The organism is Streptomyces sp. NPDC059743, assembly GCF_042732975.1.
Classification (GTDB): domain Bacteria; phylum Actinomycetota; class Actinomycetes; order Streptomycetales; family Streptomycetaceae; genus Streptomyces.
The window spans coordinates 37,424-53,672 of record NZ_JBHWGS010000011.1 but is presented as its reverse complement, the minus strand read 5'-3'; the positions used below and the strand labels follow the sequence as shown (position 1 = coordinate 53,672).

At 68.6% G+C, this 16,249-nt stretch carries 16 protein-coding genes and 1 pseudogene; 11 read left to right on the top strand and 6 right to left on the bottom strand.

Annotated features, from left to right (window positions below):
* Positions 1-14 precede the first annotated feature (14 nt).
* Genes ACFV6H_RS20350 through ACFV6H_RS20340 form a run of 3 tightly spaced genes read right to left on the bottom strand, consistent with a single transcriptional unit; the run spans position 15 to position 2,918 of the window.
* Positions 15-926: an ABC transporter ATP-binding protein gene (locus tag ACFV6H_RS20350; protein ID WP_385543920.1), complete on the bottom strand. Its 912-nt coding sequence runs from the start codon at positions 924-926 to the stop codon at positions 15-17.
* On the bottom strand, positions 923-1,918 hold the full coding sequence (locus ACFV6H_RS20345; RefSeq protein WP_384983274.1) for an ABC transporter permease: 996 nt from the start codon (positions 1,916-1,918) through the stop codon (positions 923-925). Before ACFV6H_RS20345 ends, ACFV6H_RS20350 begins: the two co-directional genes overlap by 4 nt.
* The gene (locus tag ACFV6H_RS20340; protein WP_384779923.1) at positions 1,908-2,918 is read right to left on the bottom strand and encodes an ABC transporter ATP-binding protein; all 1,011 of its coding nucleotides are present in this window, start codon (positions 2,916-2,918) and stop codon (positions 1,908-1,910) included. Before ACFV6H_RS20340 ends, ACFV6H_RS20345 begins: the two co-directional genes overlap by 11 nt.
* Positions 2,919-3,263: 345 nt before the next feature.
* Between ACFV6H_RS20340 and ACFV6H_RS20335 the strand changes: the two genes are divergently transcribed.
* The 5 genes from ACFV6H_RS20335 (at position 3,264) to ACFV6H_RS20315 (ending at position 8,624) form a co-directional block, all read left to right on the top strand.
* Positions 3,264-4,094 carry a M24 family metallopeptidase gene (locus ACFV6H_RS20335; protein ID WP_385543916.1) on the top strand — a complete coding sequence of 277 codons (831 nt, stop codon included), beginning with the start codon at positions 3,264-3,266 and terminating at the stop codon, positions 4,092-4,094.
* Complete coding sequence (locus ACFV6H_RS20330) at positions 4,091-5,947, top strand: SDR family oxidoreductase (RefSeq protein ID WP_385543913.1); 1,857 nt, start codon at positions 4,091-4,093, stop codon at positions 5,945-5,947. Before ACFV6H_RS20335 ends, ACFV6H_RS20330 begins: the two co-directional genes overlap by 4 nt.
* Positions 5,944-6,906 (top strand): metal-dependent hydrolase, encoded by a 963-nt coding sequence (locus ACFV6H_RS20325; protein WP_385543910.1) that lies wholly within the window; start codon positions 5,944-5,946, stop codon positions 6,904-6,906. The genes ACFV6H_RS20330 and ACFV6H_RS20325 overlap by 4 nt, the downstream gene beginning before the upstream one ends.
* Before the next feature lie 68 nt (positions 6,907-6,974).
* Complete coding sequence (locus tag ACFV6H_RS20320) at positions 6,975-7,937, top strand: MerR family transcriptional regulator (protein ID WP_385544421.1); 963 nt, start codon at positions 6,975-6,977, stop codon at positions 7,935-7,937.
* 132 nt (positions 7,938-8,069) lie between these two features.
* The gene (locus ACFV6H_RS20315) at positions 8,070-8,624 is read left to right on the top strand and encodes an RNA 2'-phosphotransferase (protein WP_385543907.1); all 555 of its coding nucleotides are present in this window, start codon (positions 8,070-8,072) and stop codon (positions 8,622-8,624) included.
* Between the two features lie 15 nt (positions 8,625-8,639).
* Here the strand turns inward: ACFV6H_RS20315 and ACFV6H_RS20310 are convergent, their stop codons facing one another.
* Entirely contained in the window at positions 8,640-9,536 is an 897-nt protein-coding gene (locus tag ACFV6H_RS20310) for an LLM class flavin-dependent oxidoreductase (RefSeq protein WP_385543904.1), read from the bottom strand.
* Positions 9,537-9,634: 98 nt separating this feature from the next.
* Here ACFV6H_RS20310 and ACFV6H_RS20305 point away from each other — a divergent pair, with 98 nt between their 5' ends.
* From ACFV6H_RS20305 to ACFV6H_RS20290, 4 genes are all read left to right on the top strand, one after another.
* Positions 9,635-9,946 carry a calcium-binding protein gene (locus tag ACFV6H_RS20305; protein ID WP_385543902.1) on the top strand — a complete coding sequence of 104 codons (312 nt, stop codon included), beginning with the start codon at positions 9,635-9,637 and terminating at the stop codon, positions 9,944-9,946.
* A 62-nt stretch (positions 9,947-10,008) separates the two neighbouring features.
* Positions 10,009-11,217 carry a hypothetical protein gene (locus ACFV6H_RS20300; protein ID WP_385543899.1) on the top strand — a complete coding sequence of 403 codons (1,209 nt, stop codon included), beginning with the start codon at positions 10,009-10,011 and terminating at the stop codon, positions 11,215-11,217.
* A gap of 290 nt (positions 11,218-11,507) precedes the next feature.
* Positions 11,508-11,789 carry a hypothetical protein gene (locus tag ACFV6H_RS20295; protein ID WP_385543897.1) on the top strand — a complete coding sequence of 94 codons (282 nt, stop codon included), beginning with the start codon at positions 11,508-11,510 and terminating at the stop codon, positions 11,787-11,789.
* Positions 11,786-12,178, top strand: a complete 393-nt coding sequence (locus tag ACFV6H_RS20290; protein ID WP_385543895.1) for a PIN domain-containing protein — start codon at positions 11,786-11,788, stop codon at positions 12,176-12,178. Before ACFV6H_RS20295 ends, ACFV6H_RS20290 begins: the two co-directional genes overlap by 4 nt.
* A gap of 54 nt (positions 12,179-12,232) precedes the next feature.
* Here ACFV6H_RS20290 and ACFV6H_RS20285 read toward each other — a convergent pair.
* A pseudogene (locus ACFV6H_RS20285) lies at positions 12,233-12,472 on the bottom strand (LLM class flavin-dependent oxidoreductase); the annotation flags it as partial.
* Positions 12,473-12,611: 139 nt separating this feature from the next.
* Here ACFV6H_RS20285 and ACFV6H_RS20280 point away from each other — a divergent pair.
* Together ACFV6H_RS20280 and ACFV6H_RS20275 are read left to right on the top strand one after the other, a co-directional pair.
* Positions 12,612-13,400, top strand: a complete 789-nt coding sequence (locus ACFV6H_RS20280) for a VOC family protein (protein WP_385544418.1) — start codon at positions 12,612-12,614, stop codon at positions 13,398-13,400.
* Positions 13,401-13,528: 128 nt separating this feature from the next.
* Positions 13,529-14,374 carry a Cof-type HAD-IIB family hydrolase gene (locus tag ACFV6H_RS20275; RefSeq protein WP_385543892.1) on the top strand — a complete coding sequence of 282 codons (846 nt, stop codon included), beginning with the start codon at positions 13,529-13,531 and terminating at the stop codon, positions 14,372-14,374.
* Between the two features lie 75 nt (positions 14,375-14,449).
* Here ACFV6H_RS20275 and ACFV6H_RS20270 read toward each other — a convergent pair whose 3' ends face one another.
* On the bottom strand, positions 14,450-16,174 hold the full coding sequence (locus ACFV6H_RS20270) for a GAF domain-containing sensor histidine kinase (protein ID WP_385543889.1): 1,725 nt from the start codon (positions 16,172-16,174) through the stop codon (positions 14,450-14,452).
* Between the last annotated feature and the right edge of the window lie 75 nt (positions 16,175-16,249).

The following is a 16,249-nucleotide window of genomic DNA, read 5'->3' as shown; positions in this document are numbered from 1 at the left end:
TCCTTTCAGGCCGCTCAGGCCGCTACGAGATAGGAGAAGACCGACTCGAGGGACTCGTCCGAGGGCGAGACCGTGAGCAGCCTGATGGAGTGCTCACGGGCGACTCGTGGCAGCAGTTCGGTGAACCGGCCGAAGTCGACCGCCTGAATGCGCAGTGCGCCCTCGGCGAGGTCCACTTCGATACCGGCCGTCGACGGATCGGCGATCAGTGCGGCGGCGAGCGCGCGGTCGTCACTGGACCGCACGAGGTAGCGGTGCGGCCGGTCGGTCATGAGCCTGCGGATCTTGCGGAAGTCCCCGGAGGCTGCATGGCGCCCGGCCACGATCACCTCGATGTGCGAGGCGAGCTGCTCGACCTCCTCCAAGATATGGGAGGAGAAGAGAACGGTGCGGCCCGTGGCGCCCATACGCCGCAGCAGTTCCATGAGCTGCATCCGCTGACGCGGGTCCATTCCGTTGAACGGCTCGTCCAGCAGCAGTACGGACGGGTCGTGGACCAGCGCGGACGCCATCTTCACCCGCTGACGCATGCCCTTGCTGTACGTCGCGATCCGGCGGTCCTGCGCGTACTCCATCTCGACCGTGGCGAGCGCCGCGCGGGCCTCCTTCGTACCCAGGCCGTGCAGTTCGGCGTTGGCCACGACGAAGTCGAGACCTGTGAGGAAGTCGTACATCGCCTCCCGCTCCGGCACGATGCCGATCTGCCGGTAGACGGACTCGTTGCGCCAGATCGGCTGCCTGTCGAGGGTGACGGTGCCCGTGGAGGGCGCGAGGAAGCCCGCCATCATATTGATGAGAGTGGACTTGCCGGCGCCGTTGGGACCGAGCAGCCCGGTGACACCGGGGCCGATCGTCATGGTGACGTCATTGACGGCCACCACATTGCCGAACCAGCGCGAGGCGTGCTCGATATTGATGGTGGTCACAGCCCGACCTTCCGGTAACGGCGCATGAGAACGGCGTACGAGCCGAGCACGAGCGCGAGGACGACCAGCAGATAGACCACGCCCACGCCGGCCGAGGGACCCGCCTCGCCCGGGAAGGCGGAGGTGGCGCCCAGGAAGGCGGTCTGTACGCCGTCGATGAGCGTGACCGGCGAGAAGAGGCCGAGCCACTTGACGGCGCCGATCGCGTCCGAACTCCATGCGATCGCCTGGAGGGTGGACACCGCGCCGTACGAGATGGTCAGGGTGGCTATCACCGCGGCGACGCCGAAGCCGCGGCGCGGTGTGAGGGCGGCCAGCACCAGGCCGAGTCCGCCGAAGAGCAGGGAGAGCAGCGCCACCGATACCAGCCCCTGACCGAATCCCTTGGTCTGGTCCGCGAAGTCCATCTTTGCCAGCAACGAGCCGGCGTAGAGGATGACGAGCGGCGCGCCGGTCAGTACGAAGAGGGCGGAGGCCATCGCTCCGTACTTCGCGAGCACGTAGTCGACGCGCTCGATCGGACGGGAGAAGTAGAGCGGCACGGTCTTGAAGCGCAGATCCCGGGAGACGGACTGCGGCGCCTGGGAGGCCAGATAGAGACCGATGACGGCCTGGGTGAAGATCGCGTAGCGGGTGTAGTCGAGGGGCAGGGTCTTGAGATTGGTCGCGATGGCGACCGCGACGATGATGGCCGCGGGCAGGCACATCACCGCGAAGAGGATCATCGGCAGGACCTTGGACTTGGCCGAGCGGCCGAGTCCGTACGCGCCGCGCAGGGACTGCGAGTAGAGGGAGCGGCGCGCGTAGGCGCGGCCGAGGCGCGGTCCTTCGTAGTTGCGGTATCCGATGTTGTGGATCCGGGTCGTCCCGGCCTCGGCTCCCGCCGCGGAGCCGGATCCGAAGCCGGAGCCGGCCCTCGAGCCGGAGCCACCCTTGGAGCCGGCGCCGGACCCGGCTCCGGCCGTCGTACCGTTCTCGGTCTCAGTGCTCATCGTGGGCGCCTCCCTTCACCAGTGTGTGGTCCGTCGCGTGGTCGGCCGGCGCCTGCGTGTTCTGCTGCGGGCGGAAAACCTCCGCTATGTGATGGCGCCGCTGTTCCATCCGTACGAGCCCCAGGCCGAGCTCGGCGACCGTGTCGCGGACGACGTCGTACGTCTCCTCGCCCTTGGCCTCGATCAGCAGGATGTGGCCCGCGCCGGGGAGTCCTTCCTCCATGCCCGCGTGGAGGGTCAGCCCGGCCGTGGTGAGAGCCTCGCGCAGCGTCTGCGTGCCGTCGGGGTGCGCGTCCGTGTCCGTGACCTCGACCGCGAGAGTCGTGGTGATCTGGGTGAAGTCACTGGTGGAGCTGGAGCGCAGCAGCGTCCCGCCGTCGATGACGACGACATGGTCACAGGTGCGTTCGAGCTCGCCCAGCAGGTGCGACGTGACCAGGACGGAGATGCCGAAGTCCGTGTGGACACGGCGGATCAGACCGAGCATCTCGTCGCGGCCGACCGGGTCGAGGCCGTTGGTCGGCTCGTCCAGAAGGACCAGCTGGGGGTCGTGGACCAGCGCCTGCGCGAGCTTGACGCGCTGCTTCATACCGGTCGAGTAGCCGCCGATGGGACGGTACCGCTCCTCGTAGAGGCCGACATGGCGCAGGGTGTCCGCGGTGCGCTCGCGGGCCGCGGTCGGTGGGAGTCCGGACATGCGCGCCATATGGACGACGAACTCGGTGGCCGAGACGTCCGGCGGCAGGCAGTCGTGCTCGGGCATATATCCGACGCGCTCCCGGATGGCGCTGCCGCTGGTGGCGACATCGAGCCCGAGCACCGTGGCCCGGCCTTCCGTGGCGGGGGAAAGACCCAGGAGGATCTTGATCATGGTGGACTTGCCGGCCCCGTTGGCGCCCACCAGACCGGTCACACCGGGTCCGATGTCCAAAGAGAGCCGGTCAAGCGCGGTTACCCGGGGGAACCGCTTACTCAGGCCTTCTGTCGCGATCACAGTCACGGGTCCGACCGTAGTGGTGAAGGCGACAGAGGGCGTCAGACCTGGCGGCTGTATCGGTGTCCGTCTCCAGATGTAGGGACCCGTAAGGGGAACGTAAGGGCTGCGGGCCGATCGGCCGGTTGTCCGCGCCGATCCGCATGGATCCGTATAGATCCGCGCCGGTTCGCGCCGGACCGCGTCGGTTCGCGCCGACCACAGCGGTCCACACCGGTCCGCACCGGTTATCCACAGGTATGAGCCGACGCTTGACGCCGCCGTCGACCATTGTCACATTCATCAGTGAGACATTCTTCAGCGTCACATCACGAACACGTACCGCACACGGAGCGGGTGGGAGGCGATGCAGTGACGGATCAACGGACCGCGGAGCTACGGGGATTCAGGGAGGTCCAGCGTCTGGCGTACGAGTGCGCGGAGGCCGTTTCCGCACGGCTCAGGCCGGGAGTGACGGAGCGCGGGGCGGCGCGGATGCAGCGCGAGTGGCTGCGTGCCCGTGGGGTGCGCGACTGGTTCCATCTGCCCTTCGCGTGGTTCGGGGACCGTACGGCGTTCACCGGCTTCCGGATACCGCTCCAGTTCTTTCCCACCGACCGACGGCTGGAAGAAGGGATGCCGTACATCCTGGATCTCGCGCCCATCCATCGGGGCTTCACCGCCGATGTCGGCTACTCGGGCTGTCTGGGTCCCAATCCGCTGCACGACAGGCTGCTCGCCGATCTGCGGACGCACCGCGAGCTCATTCTGCGGGAGGTGCGCGAGCGGCGCACGCTGCGCGAGATCTACGAGGACGTGGACCGGCTGATGATCCGGCAGGGCTATGCCAACCGGCATCGGGCGTATCCCTTCGGAGTCATCGCCCACAAGGTCGACCGGGTGAAGGAGCGCCGCTGGTCGCCGCATGTCTTCGGGTTCGGCACCCAGTCGCTCAAAGGACTCGCGAGCGACGCGCTCCGCGGTCACCGGGACGGCTGGTCGCCGCTGTGGAGCCCGTACAAATTCTCCGACCATCCGCCCACGCCGGGCCTGTGGGCGGTCGAACCACACCTCGGATTCCGGGGTACGGGCGCGAAGTTCGAGGAGATCCTGGTGGTCACCGACTCCCGGGATCCGGAGCAGAGCGCGTTCTGGCTGGATGACGATCTGCCGCATGTGCGGCGCTGGGCGGAGGCCGTATGAGTACGGGGACGGGGCTGAAGGACGCGCGGGAGCGCCGGGTGCGCACGGGCGGCGTCGACCTGTGCGTCGCCGAGCTGGGCGATCCGGCCCGGCCGACCGTACTGCTCGTGCATGGCTATCCCGACAGCAAGGAGGTCTGGTCCGAGGTCGCGGGACGACTCGCGGAGCGCTTCCATGTGGTGCTGTACGACGTACGGGGATACGGCAGGTCGACGGCGCCCGCGCCGCTGCGCGGTGGCTTCACGCTGGAGAAGCTGACGGACGACTTCCTGGCGGTCGCCGATGCGGTGAGCCCGGACCGGCCGGTCCATCTGGTCGGCCATGACTGGGGTTCCGTACAGGCCTGGGAATTTGTGACCGTGGCGCGGACCGAGGGCCGGATCGCCTCGTTCACCTCGATGTCAGGGCCTTCCCTGGATCATCTGGGGCACTGGATCAAACAGCGCGCGAAGCGGCCCACTCCACGCGGGATGGCTCAACTCCTCGGCCAGGGAGCCAAGTCCTGGTACGTCTATGTGCTGCATACGCCCGTGCTGCCCGAGCTGGCCTGGCGCGGTCCTCTCGGCAGGCAGTGGCCCAAGATCCTCCGACGGGCCGAAAAGCTCCACGACACGTCCTATCCGACGCCCTCGCTGCCACAGGACGCGGCGCACGGCGCGTGGCTCTACCGGGACAATGTCCGCGCCCGGCTGAGCAGGCCGCGTACCAACGCCTATGCGCACGCACCCGTCCAGCTCATCACTCCGACCGGCGACGCCTTCCTGTCGGAACGGCTCTACGACGATCTGGAGCAGTGGGCTCCGGGGCTGGTACGGCGCACGCTGTCGGCCAAGCATTGGGTACCCCGCACCAGGCCGGACCAACTGGCCTCCTGGATCGGCGACTTCGTCCTGGTCCACGAGGACCACGAGGAGGGCGGACACCCGCCCGAGGGCACGGGCACAAGTACAGACGCGGGTACGAGTACGGGTACGGGCACGCGCACGAGTCCGGGTGCCGGTACGGGAGCGGCGCCGAGCGGACCGTACGCCCAGCGCTTCGGTGGGCAGCTCGTCCTGGTCACGGGTGCGGCCGGCGGTATCGGCCGGGCCACCGCCTTCGCGTTCGCCGAGGCGGGCGCACGGATCGTGGCGGTCGATCTCGACCTGGAGGGAGCGGCCAGGACGGCGGAGCTGTCCCGGCTGATCGGAGCCCCGGCGGCCTGGGCCGAGCAGACCGACGTCGGTGACGGGCAGGCCATGGAGAAGCTCGCGGAGAAGGTCGCCACGGAGTACGGCATCGTCGATGTCCTGGTCAACAACGCGGGAATCGGGCTGTCGGGTGCCTTCCTGGACACCACCGCCGAGGACTGGAAGAAGGTCCTGGACGTCAATCTGTGGGGCGTCATCCATGGCTGCCGCGTCTTCGGCAAGCAGATGGCCGAGCGCGGCCAGGGCGGCCATATCGTCAACACCGCCTCCGCGGCGGCCTATCAGCCGTCGAAGGCGCTGCCCGCGTACAGCACGTCCAAGGCGGCGGTGCTGATGCTCAGCGAATGTCTCCGGGCCGAACTGGCCGGGCAGGACATCGGGGTCTCCGCGATCTGTCCCGGTTTCGTCAACACGGGCATAACGTCCACCGCGCGCTTCACCGGTGTCTCCACGGAGGAGCAGGAGCGGCGCAGAAGGAAGGCCGCACGGCTGTACGGTCTGCGCAACTATCCGCCGGAGAAGGTCGCCGACGCCGTACTGCGGGCCGTCGTACGCAACCAGGCCGTCGTGCCGGTCACTCCGGAGGCCCGGGGAGCCCGGCTCCTGTCCCGTATCGCGCCCGGGGCACTGCGCGCGATCGCCCGCGTGGAGCCGCCGCTGTGAGCGCCGAGAAGAACAGGGCCGCCCGGGAGGCCCGGGAAGCCGGAGAAGCCGGGGAGCACTACGCGATCGTGCCGCGCCGGGTCTCGTTCGACTGGCACGGGACTCCCCTGCACTGGATACCGGACGAGCCGACGGCCACCCATGTCATCAATGTGCTGCATCTGCTGCTGCCCGCGGGCGAGCGGTGGTTCGTGAAGGTCTTCAAGGAGGGTCTGCCGCTGGTCACCGACCCGGAACTGCTCAAGGACGTCAAGGGGTTCATGGGGCAGGAGGCCACGCACAGCGTGCAGCACTCCTATGTACTGGACCATCTGGCCGAGCAGAAGCTGAGCACCGAGGCGTACACACGGCACATCGACTTCCTCTTCGAGAAGCTCCTCGGCGAGAAGCCACCGTGGGGGATACCCTTCCCGGCCGGGAAATGGCTGCTCTACCGACTGGCATTCGTCGCCGCGATAGAGCAGTTCACGGCGATTCTCGGTGACTGGGTGCTGCGCGCGGAAGGGCTGGACCGGGCAGGGGCCGACGAGATCATGCTCGATCTACTGCGCTGGCACGGCGCGGAGGAGGTCGAACACCGCGCTGTGGCCTTCGACATGTACGAGCACTGCGGCGGCCCGGATCCCGCTCGCTACGCCCGTCGCGTCGGAACCATGTGCGTCACCGCGCCCGTACTGCTGTGGCTGTGGATCTCGGGCGCCGCCTATCTGATCCGGCACGACCCTCAACTCGCCGGCCTGCCGCGCTACTCGCTGCGCGAGCACAACAAGGCGATCGGCAAAGGGCTGTTGCCGCCCTGGCGCGAGCTGGGCGCGGCGATACCCCGCTACTTCCGCCGGTCGTACCACCCTTCGCGGGAGGGCTCGCTGCGCAGGGCCGTCGAGTACCTCGCGACGTCGCCCGCGGCCCGTGCGGCGGCGGGCGCGGTGGGCCGGGCGGCGCTCGGGCGTAGGGAGTGAGCATGTCCGGGCCGAGGTCGGAGCTGCAGCCACAGCCACAGCCACAGGCGGAAACAGCGCCGCCGCCGATGCCGGCACCGGCGGCGGAGGTCGGGTCCTCCGCGCCGGCCGAGTACCGGATCGAGGCGCTGGCGCACGCCAGCGGCGCCACCGTCCGTACGATCCGGGCCTACCAGGACCGCGGGCTGCTGCCCAGACCGGAGCGGCGCGGACGGGCCAATGTGTACGACGACACCCATCTCGCCCGGCTGCGGCAGATCGCCGATCTGCTGGACCGTGGGTACACCCTGGCCTCCATCAAGGAGTTGCTGGAGGCATGGGACACGGGACGCGGTCTGGGCGTGGTGCTCGGCCTGGTCGCCGAGGTGCACGGACCGTGGACCGATGAGGAGGCGGCCGGAATCTCCCGTGCGGAGCTGGACGAACGGTTCGGTGGGACAGCGGACGACGAGGCGATCGCCGAGGCGGTGGAACTGGGTGTGCTGGAGCGCGTCCCGGGCCGGGACGACATGTTCCTCGTGCCCAGCCCCCAGGAGCTCTCCGTGGCAGCGGAGTTGTACGCGGCGGGAGTGCCGCTGCCCACAATCTCCGGGCAGCTACGGGAGCTTCGCGGCCAGGTCGAGCACATCGCTGCCCGTTTCCTGGAGTTCACGACCGAGCATGTCTTCGCCCGCTATCTCGGTCATCGGCCCCCGACGGAGGCGGACGCGGCCAAGGCCGCCGCGCTCGTACGCCGGATGCGACCGCTCGCGCGGCAGTCGGTCGACGCCGAACTCGCCCGCGCGATGCGGCTGTTCGCCACCCGCCGTCTCCAGCACCTTCTGACGGCGGACGCTCCGCCATCACCGGACTCCGAGACCCGCTCGGTGACACTTCCCGCCGACACGATTCGGGCCGTACGGCGGCTCGTTGGCCGCGAGAACACCGCGGCCTTCATCACGGCGGCCACGGAACGGGAGCTTCAGGCAAGGACCTTGGATGTCCTCACCTCAACCCACCGACAAAGAAGCCATATTGATCAAATAGGTTAATTGGCACACCCGTTGTCCACAGGATCGACAAATCCCCTGTGGATAACCCCAGTTGGCTGTGGATCAAACCTGTGAAAAGAGATTACTTGGAAATAAGTGGCGGTGTGCAGACGCCACGGTCACGCTGTTCGTATGAACGGAGTACCTGATGAACGACGCACAGTGAAGGTGTCGAAGTATCTCTCCAAGCACCTGCGCCATCAGCCCGAGCGGATCGGTATCGCTTTGGACGCGAACGGCTGGGTCGCGGTCGACGAGCTGATCCGCGCGGCCGGTGAGCACGGCTTCCGTATCACCCGCGCCGAACTCGACCATGTCGTGGCCGTCAATGACAAGCGGCGCTTCACGGTCGACGGCGACCGCATCCGCGCCAACCAGGGCCACACCGTCACGGTCGACCTGGAACTGCCTCCAGCGGAGCCGCCCGCGTATCTCTACCACGGGACGGTCGCCCGCCATCTGGACGCGATCCGGGCCGAGGGGCTGCGTCCCATGTTCCGCCACCATGTGCATCTGTCGCCCGACCGCGAGACCGCGACCCGGGTCGGCGCCCGCCGCGGCCGGCCCGTCGTGCTGTCGGTGGACGCGGAAGCGATGCACCGCGGCGGGCTGGTCTTCCATGTCAGCGCCAATGGCGTCTGGCTCACCGACGCCGTACCGCCGCGCTATCTACGCTTCCCCGACTGAGCAACCGACCGCGCGCTACAGACGGAGCTGCGCCAACGCCTCGGTCGCGATCCGCTCGAAGACCCGCTGGTCGGCGGCGAACTCCGAGTCGGGGATGGGCGCATGCACCGCGATCTCGGTGATGCCCAGCTCGAAGTGCCTGCCCGCGAAGTCCACGAACGCATCCAGGGACTTCATCGGTCCGTCCCGGTCCGGTGTGAAGCCGGTGAGCAGGATCTTCTCCACCTCGGACGCCTCACGCCCGATCTCCGCACAGGCCTTCCCGAGCCGCTCGATCTGCCCGCGGACGGCTTCCCGCGACTGCTCTGGCGTACCCGTCTCGAAGAGCGTCGGATCGCCCGTCGTCACCCACGCCTGGCCGTACCGGGCGGCAAGCTTCAGCCCTCGCGGCCCGGTGGCCGCCACCGCGAAGGGCAGCCGGGGCCGCTGCACACACCCAGGAATGCCCCGGGCCTCGACCGCGGAGTAGAACGTCCCGTCGTACGTCACGGAATCCTCGGTCAGCAGCCGGTCGAGCAACGGCACGAACTCGGCGAACCGATCCGCCCGCTCCCTCGGCGTCCACGCCTCCTGCCCCAGCACCGTGGCATCGAAGCCCGTACCACCCGCACCGATCCCAAGAGTGATCCGCCCGCCCGAGACATCGTCCAGCGCGATCAGGTCCTTGGCGAGCGTCACCGGATGCCTGAAGTTCGGCGAGGTGACCAGGGTGCCAAGCCGGATACGCTCGGTCACTGTCGCGGCGGCGGTCAACGTGGGCACCGCTCCGAACCAAGGCTTGTCCCGGAAGCTCCGCCAGGACAGGTGGTCGTAGGTGTAGGCGGCGTGGAACCCGAGATCTTCGGCCCGCCGCCAGATCTTCTTTCCTTGGCTCCACCGGTGGACAGGGAGAATCACCGTACTCAGACGCATGCCGCAGACGATACGCGGGCTGTCGGCACCACGGCGGTCCCGGGGGAAAGGTGCTGGAAGCAGCCTGGCGTCGCCCCGGTCGTCGCTAGCGTTGATCCATGGGCACGTTGGGCGAGGCCGAACTCAAGGCCATGATCGAAGAGGCGACCGTCGATGCCTACAACGAGGACGAGCAGCTCACCGGTCTGTTCGCCATGCTTGAGGAGCACCTCGACGTGCCGTTCACCACCGCTGTGCTCGGCGTCGAGGTGACCGTGCGGGGCGTCGACCTCACGCCGGACGGCAGGATCGTCGCCGTGTGCTCTCGCGGCGGTATGCGGCAGTCGATCGGAATCCTGGAACTGCCGCTGCCCAGTCCGGCCCCCGAGGGCGTGGAGTGGATCGAGGCGTACCGTCACTGGGCCGGTTGAGGCCAGGCACCCCACACTTCATGACGCTTCACCCGGAACTGGCCTGTATGGAGGGACTGAATATGGCTGACGCCGTACAGGGCGCACATCAGGGCGTCGGTGAACCGTCGCTGACCGGCCTCATCGAGCGCAGTGCCGAGTTGAAAGGGCAGTTGGTCGCCTTCGCGCAGAGCGCTCGCTTCGACCGGTGGTTGACACCTCTTCTGCTGGAGGCCGCAGGGCCTGAGCGGCGGTTGGACGAGGGCGCGGTGGTCCGGATCACCGACCATTTCATTCTGCGGTACCGCTTGCCGGGCGGTTCGACCGTGGTGGACCGGTTCGTCGCCGGGCGGAAGGACCTGGCCGCGGCCGACTGGGAGATGCTGCTCGGCTGGCGTGACCCGGTCGAGGGCGTCTTCGAGGTCGAGCGCAAGGAAGGAGATGCCGTCGTCCTGCTGAACCTGCTCGACGACCTGAAGTACCGCACATACTCGAATATGGGACGGGCGGCGTTCCGTGGAGTGTCCAGGGGAGGGTTCCTCCACACCTGCCTGGTACCCGTTCACTCGGCCGACGGGGCATGGCTGGTATCCGGGGCGATGTCGTACTACCCCAGGTCCAACGCCTCCGAGATCGCCCAAGTGGCGATCGAACTGGCCACCAGCCGGCCCGAGCTTGTCTTCCGCAACCCCGAGAAGATCGAGCAGGGATGGCAGCGGATGCGGGAGGACCGGGCCGCGTTCGTCGAGTTCTGCGGCGGCGACGAGCTGGTCCTTCCGCCTGCCGAAGCCGAGGACCGCCTCAACGCCTACTACCGCCACCGCCAGGAGGCCGCCGTCGCCGGAGGACAGCCTGGCCGTGCCCGGGGCAGGCGACTCCCCGGCCTGGACCTGCCCTTCTTCGAACTGCCACGAGAACTGGCGGACTCGGACACCATCGGCGTCATCTACGACGAGGTCGACGGCCTGAACTTCTACGCGGACTACGGGATGCTGCGGGACCTCTTCGCGAATCCCGCCTGCGCAGGCCACAAGCAGTACCAGGACCTGCTGCGCACCTACCTGCGTGAGGAGTCGATCACGCCCCTGCCGATCCGCCGACTGGCCGCCGCCAACCCGGGGACAGCCGACGTGGTGTTCAGGAAGCTCCTGCGGAAGCCCGGATTCACCTGGAGCGAGCACGGCGAGGCGCTGCTGCGCCGACGCAAGCCCTGGTACTACGAGAACGAGCCCCGTCCGGGCGTCTCAGTGATCGGCGACCGTCTCAGCCAGCTTGACGCCGGCCGCCAATAGCCACCGTTCACCGGGACGCGGCGGATGCCGCGCAAGCCCGACCACCTGTTGGATGAGCCACCGCCCCTGAAGAGGTGGCTCGCGGGGCGGCTGACCAGACCGACGGCTCTCCTCACCTGCGATCCGATACCGGCCATCGCCGGCTGTCGCGATCCTCGAATCCTCGAAGTAATCGGGGCCAAGCTCGGCCCTGCCCTCGGTGCGGCTCTCGGTGCGGCTCTCGAACCGGCGACCGAGCTTCCGCGCTCGGAGCGCCAGCGAATTAACAGGCCATGTACTACAATCCATGTATGGACACGCCGCGCCCTGGCAAGACACGAGTCACCAGCGTCTCCCTGCGCGCCGAGACCTTGGAGGCGATTCGCGCGCGCGCCGGTAAACAGGGCGTCTCCTCCTATATCGAGGAGGCTGTCCAGCGGCAGCTCCAGCGTGAGGCCATCGACGAGTACATCGCCGCCGCCGAGGCGGAGCACGGTCCTGTCGACCCGGCCGAGGTGTCGGCCAAGGCCGAGCGCGTCCGCGCTCACCACGCCGCTCACCGTGGCGACTCCGCTCCAGCGGACGCCGCGTGAGTGGGACTCTCATTCTCGGCAGCGAGGCTCTCTCCAAGCTCTCCCGGCGGCACCGCGACATGACCGTATGGCTGGACGTCGCCCGCAACCTGGACTTGCTCGTCGCGACAAGCGCGGCGACGCTGGTCGAGGCACGCGACCCGAAGGTGCCGCAGGCGGCGTTCAACCATGCGGTCTCCCTGACCAAGGTGCGCCCCGTCACAGAGGAGATCGCACGTGCGGCCAGCAGGCTGCTCGCCGCCGAAAGCCTGCACGGCCGCAAGTACGCCATCGATGCAATGCTCGCGGCTACGGCTCATTTGGAGCACGGCAACGTCACTGTCATCACGAGCGACACTGATGACCTGCGCCGACTTTGCCACCTTCGCATCGCCGTCGAGCCGATCTGAGCGCCTACGTCGGCCTTTCCCGCGCCCTTGCCGCGTTTCCGCAGGTCAGCGCGCGATCGGTGAACGAGCCTTGACTGAGGTGACAAGAGTCCCCAGCCGCAGCCGCTCGGTGACGGCGGCAGCGGCGGTAAGCGTCGGCACCGCGCCCAACCATGGACCGTCGCGAAAGGTGCGCCACGAGAGGTGGTCATAGGTATACGCGGCATAAAATCCGAGCCGCTCGGCACGCAGCCACTCGTCGCGGCCACCATCATGCCAACGGCGAACGGGAAGAATCACGGTACTCAGACGCATGCCCCGGCCCGGCGAGCACGTCGCCGTCTGCCGCACTCAGGTGGCGGCAGTGGCGGAGTGCGGAGAGGGTGGTCGGCGGGGGGATGTGCAGCAGCCCGGGCGAGTGCCCTTGGCAGAGCAGATTCCGGAGATGACACAGATGCCTGAAGTCACCGCTCCCTACGAGCCCGGTACACCGTGCTGGATCGATCTGATGGTGCCCGACCAGCAGGCGGCCCTGGATTTCTACCGGGATCTGTTCGGGTGGCAGGGCGAGCCCGGGCCCGCGGTGTTCGGTGGCTACGCGACCTGCACCATGCGGGGCAAGCCCGTCGCCGGGATCATGACGGCGATGGCGCCGAACGACCAGCCTCCGCCGCCGCCCAGCTGGACCAGCTATTTCGCCACCGCCGATGCAGCCGCCACCCAGTCCGCGATCAGCGCGAACGGCGGCACCGTGCTCGCCCCGGTGATGGATGTCGGCAATCTGGGCCGGATGCTGATCGCCGCCGATCCGCAGGGCGCGGTGTTCGGGGCGTGGCAGGCGGTGGAGTTCCCCGGGGCCCAGCTCGTCAATGAGCCCGGCTCGCTGGTCTGGAATCAGCTCAGCACCTCCGATCCCGAGGCCGCGGGCACCTTCTACCGCACCGCGCTCGGCCTGAACGTCGCACCGATGCCGGAGATGCCCGAGTTCACCGGATTCCAGGTCAAAGGGCGCACCGTCGGCGGTCTCCAGAGCATGGAGAACCTCCCGGAAGGGATTCCGCCGCACTGGCTGGTGCACTTCGCGGTGGACGACACCGACAGCACGGTGGACGCGCTCGTACGGGCCGGTGGATCGGTAATGGTGCCCGCCTTCGACATGGAGAAGGTCGGCCGGATGGCCATCCTCCAGGACCCGCAGGGCGCGGTCTTCGCAGTGGTCGCACTGCCACCGCCGGCCTCCTGACTCTCCTCGGTCCGGCCTCTCTCCCGTACGGCCCGTACGGTCCATACAGCCCGTACGGCTTCTCCTATGACCTCTCAGATGTGCGCCCCACCGCACGCCCGTGCACAGACGTACGGGAGAATGGCGCCGTGACCTCGCCTGCTGACTCTCCGCTCCCCGCCCGGCCCCGGCTGATCGCCACCGATCTCGACGGCACCCTGCTGCGCCACGACAAGTCCGTCTCGGACCGTACGATCGCCGCGCTCAAAGGCGCCGAGGAGGCGGGCATCGAGGTCTTCTTCGTCACCGGGCGCCCGGCCCGCTGGATGGGAGTTGTCAGCGACCATGTGCACGGCCACGGCATGGCCATCTGCGCCAACGGCGCAGCGGTGGTCGATCTGCGGGCCGGCGGGGAGCTGCTGAAGGTCCGGCCGCTGGACCGGGAGACCGCGCTGTACGTCGTGCAGACCCTGCGCGACGCCGCGCCGGGAACGGCCTTCGCCGTCGAGATGACCAACGGGATCAACTACGAGCCGACGTACCCGCCCTTCCTGGAGGACCCGGGCGCGACCGTCGCCACCGCGGAGAAGCTCCTCCGTGAGGAGTACGAGGAGTCCGCGGGCCCGGTCGTCAAGCTGCTCGCCCAGCACCCGGACCTGACGCCCGACGGTTTCCTCACCCTGGCCCGTACGGCGGCCGGGGACCGCGCCACCATCACCCGGTCGAGCCCCACCGCACTCCTGGAGATCAGCGCCCTGGGAGTGAGCAAGGCCAGCACGCTCGCGCTCTGCTGCGCCGAGCGCGGTGTCTCGTCCGACGAGGTCGTCGCCTTCGGAGACATGCCCAACGATCTGGAGATGCTGACCTGGGCCGGGACCTCGTACGCGATGGACAACGCCCATCCGGACGTGCTGGCCGCCGCCTCCGGACATACGGCCACGAACAACGAGGACGGCGTCGCGATCATCATCGAGCAGATTCTCGCGCGGCTCTAGATCCACGCAAATCCATGCAAGCGGCGTGAACGGCGCGACCAGTGCGAACGGCGAGCCGCCACTCACAGCCGCCCGTCATAGCGGCGCCTCCCAGATCACCGTCGTACCCGCCCTGTCCTCCCCGATCCCCGGCTCGCACGTACTCGATCCGCCCAGCGACTCGGCCCGTCGCGCGAGGTTGCGCAGTCCGCTGCGCCGTCCGCCGTCCGGAATGCCCACACCGTCGTCGGCGACCGACAGCCGCACCGCCGCCCTGCCGTCCGGCAGCCGGGCCGCGGCGTCGACAACCACTTCGATACGGGTGGCCTGCGCGTGCCGGAAGGCATTGGACAGGGCCTCACGGAGCGCGGCGATCAGATTCCGTCCAGCCAGTTCGCCGACCGCCGTGTCGACCTGCCCGAGAAAGCGGTGGCTCGGCCGGAAGCCCAGCGGCACGGCCGCCATATTGATCTCCCGCAGCACACGCGTACGCACCCCGGCCGGCGCCTCGGTCGAGCCCTGCTGGAGCGCGAAGATGGCCGTACGGATCTCCTGGATGGTCACGTCCAGTTCATCGACCGCCTTGTCGATGCCCTGGTGCACCTCGGGAGCGACCGTGCCGCGCTGGGCGCTCGCCAGCGTCATCCCGGTGGCGAACAGCCGCTGGATGACCAGGTCATGGAGATCGCGTGCGATCCGGTCCCGGTCCTCCAGGACGGCCAGCCGCTCCCGGTCACGCTGCGCGTCGGCCATCATCAGCGCCAGCGCCGACTGGGCCGCGAACTGGTCAGCCAGGATGCGTTCCCGCTCTCCGAAACGGCGCGCGCCCCGTGCGCGAGGCATCACCAGGGCGCCGAGCACCCGGCCGTCGGCCCGCAGCGGCAGCAGCATGCCGGGACCGAAATCCGCGGCCAGAGCGGGTGTCACCCGAGGATCGGTGGCGAGGTCGTCCACGAACAGGGACTCGCCGGCCAGGAGCGTCCTGGTGACAGGATTCTCGGCCGGGATCACATAGTTCCGCTTGACGGTCGGATGGTCGTCGGAGACGGCCACGACCTCCAGTCCGCCGTCCTCCGTGCGCAGCAGCACCACACCGATGACCGAATCCGCCAGTCTGCGGATCTGCTCGGCGACCACGGACAGCGCGTCTGCCGCATCTGCCCCGCCTCCCGCGTCACCGCTGGTGAGCAGGGCCGTGGTGACGGCGACCGAGCCGTCGATCCACCGCTCGCGCTGTCTGGCCGCCTCGTACAGCCGGGCGTTGCCGATGGCGTTCCCGGCCTCAGTGGCGAGTACGCGCACCATGTGCAGGTCGTAGTCGCTGAACTCGCCACCGCCCGGCTTCTCGGCCAGATAGAAGTTGCCGAGGACCTCGCCCTGGGCGCGGATGGGAACACCGAGGAACGTCCGCATCGGTGGATGTCCCGGAGGAAGTCCGGCGGCGCGCGGATCGACGGTCAGATCGGCGAGCCGAATCGGCTCCGGGCCTCTCATCAGCACGCCGGGAAGGCCGGTACGTCCATCGGGCGGGTGACCGATGCGCCGGGCCACGTCCTCGCCGACGCCATGGGTCACGAAGTCGGAGAGGCTCTCGCCCGTCTCGTCAAGGACTCCGATCGCGGCGAAGCGGGCCCCGGCCAGTTCGGCCGCGGTCTCACAGATCCGGGCGAGCGTGGTGTGCAGTCCGCGGCCCGTACCGACGGAACACATCGCCTCCAGAAGCTGAGGCACTCGCGCGGTGTTCTCGGCGGACAGGCCCTCCAGGCTGCTGGCGGCGCGGGTGACCGCGTCGAGAGGGCCCAGAGGCTCGGGCACTTTCATAAGCCAGAGCGTAGTAACTCCTATTTGATAGGGAAAGTCCACTTGCGCACGCCGACCTCCCGAACATCGACCACC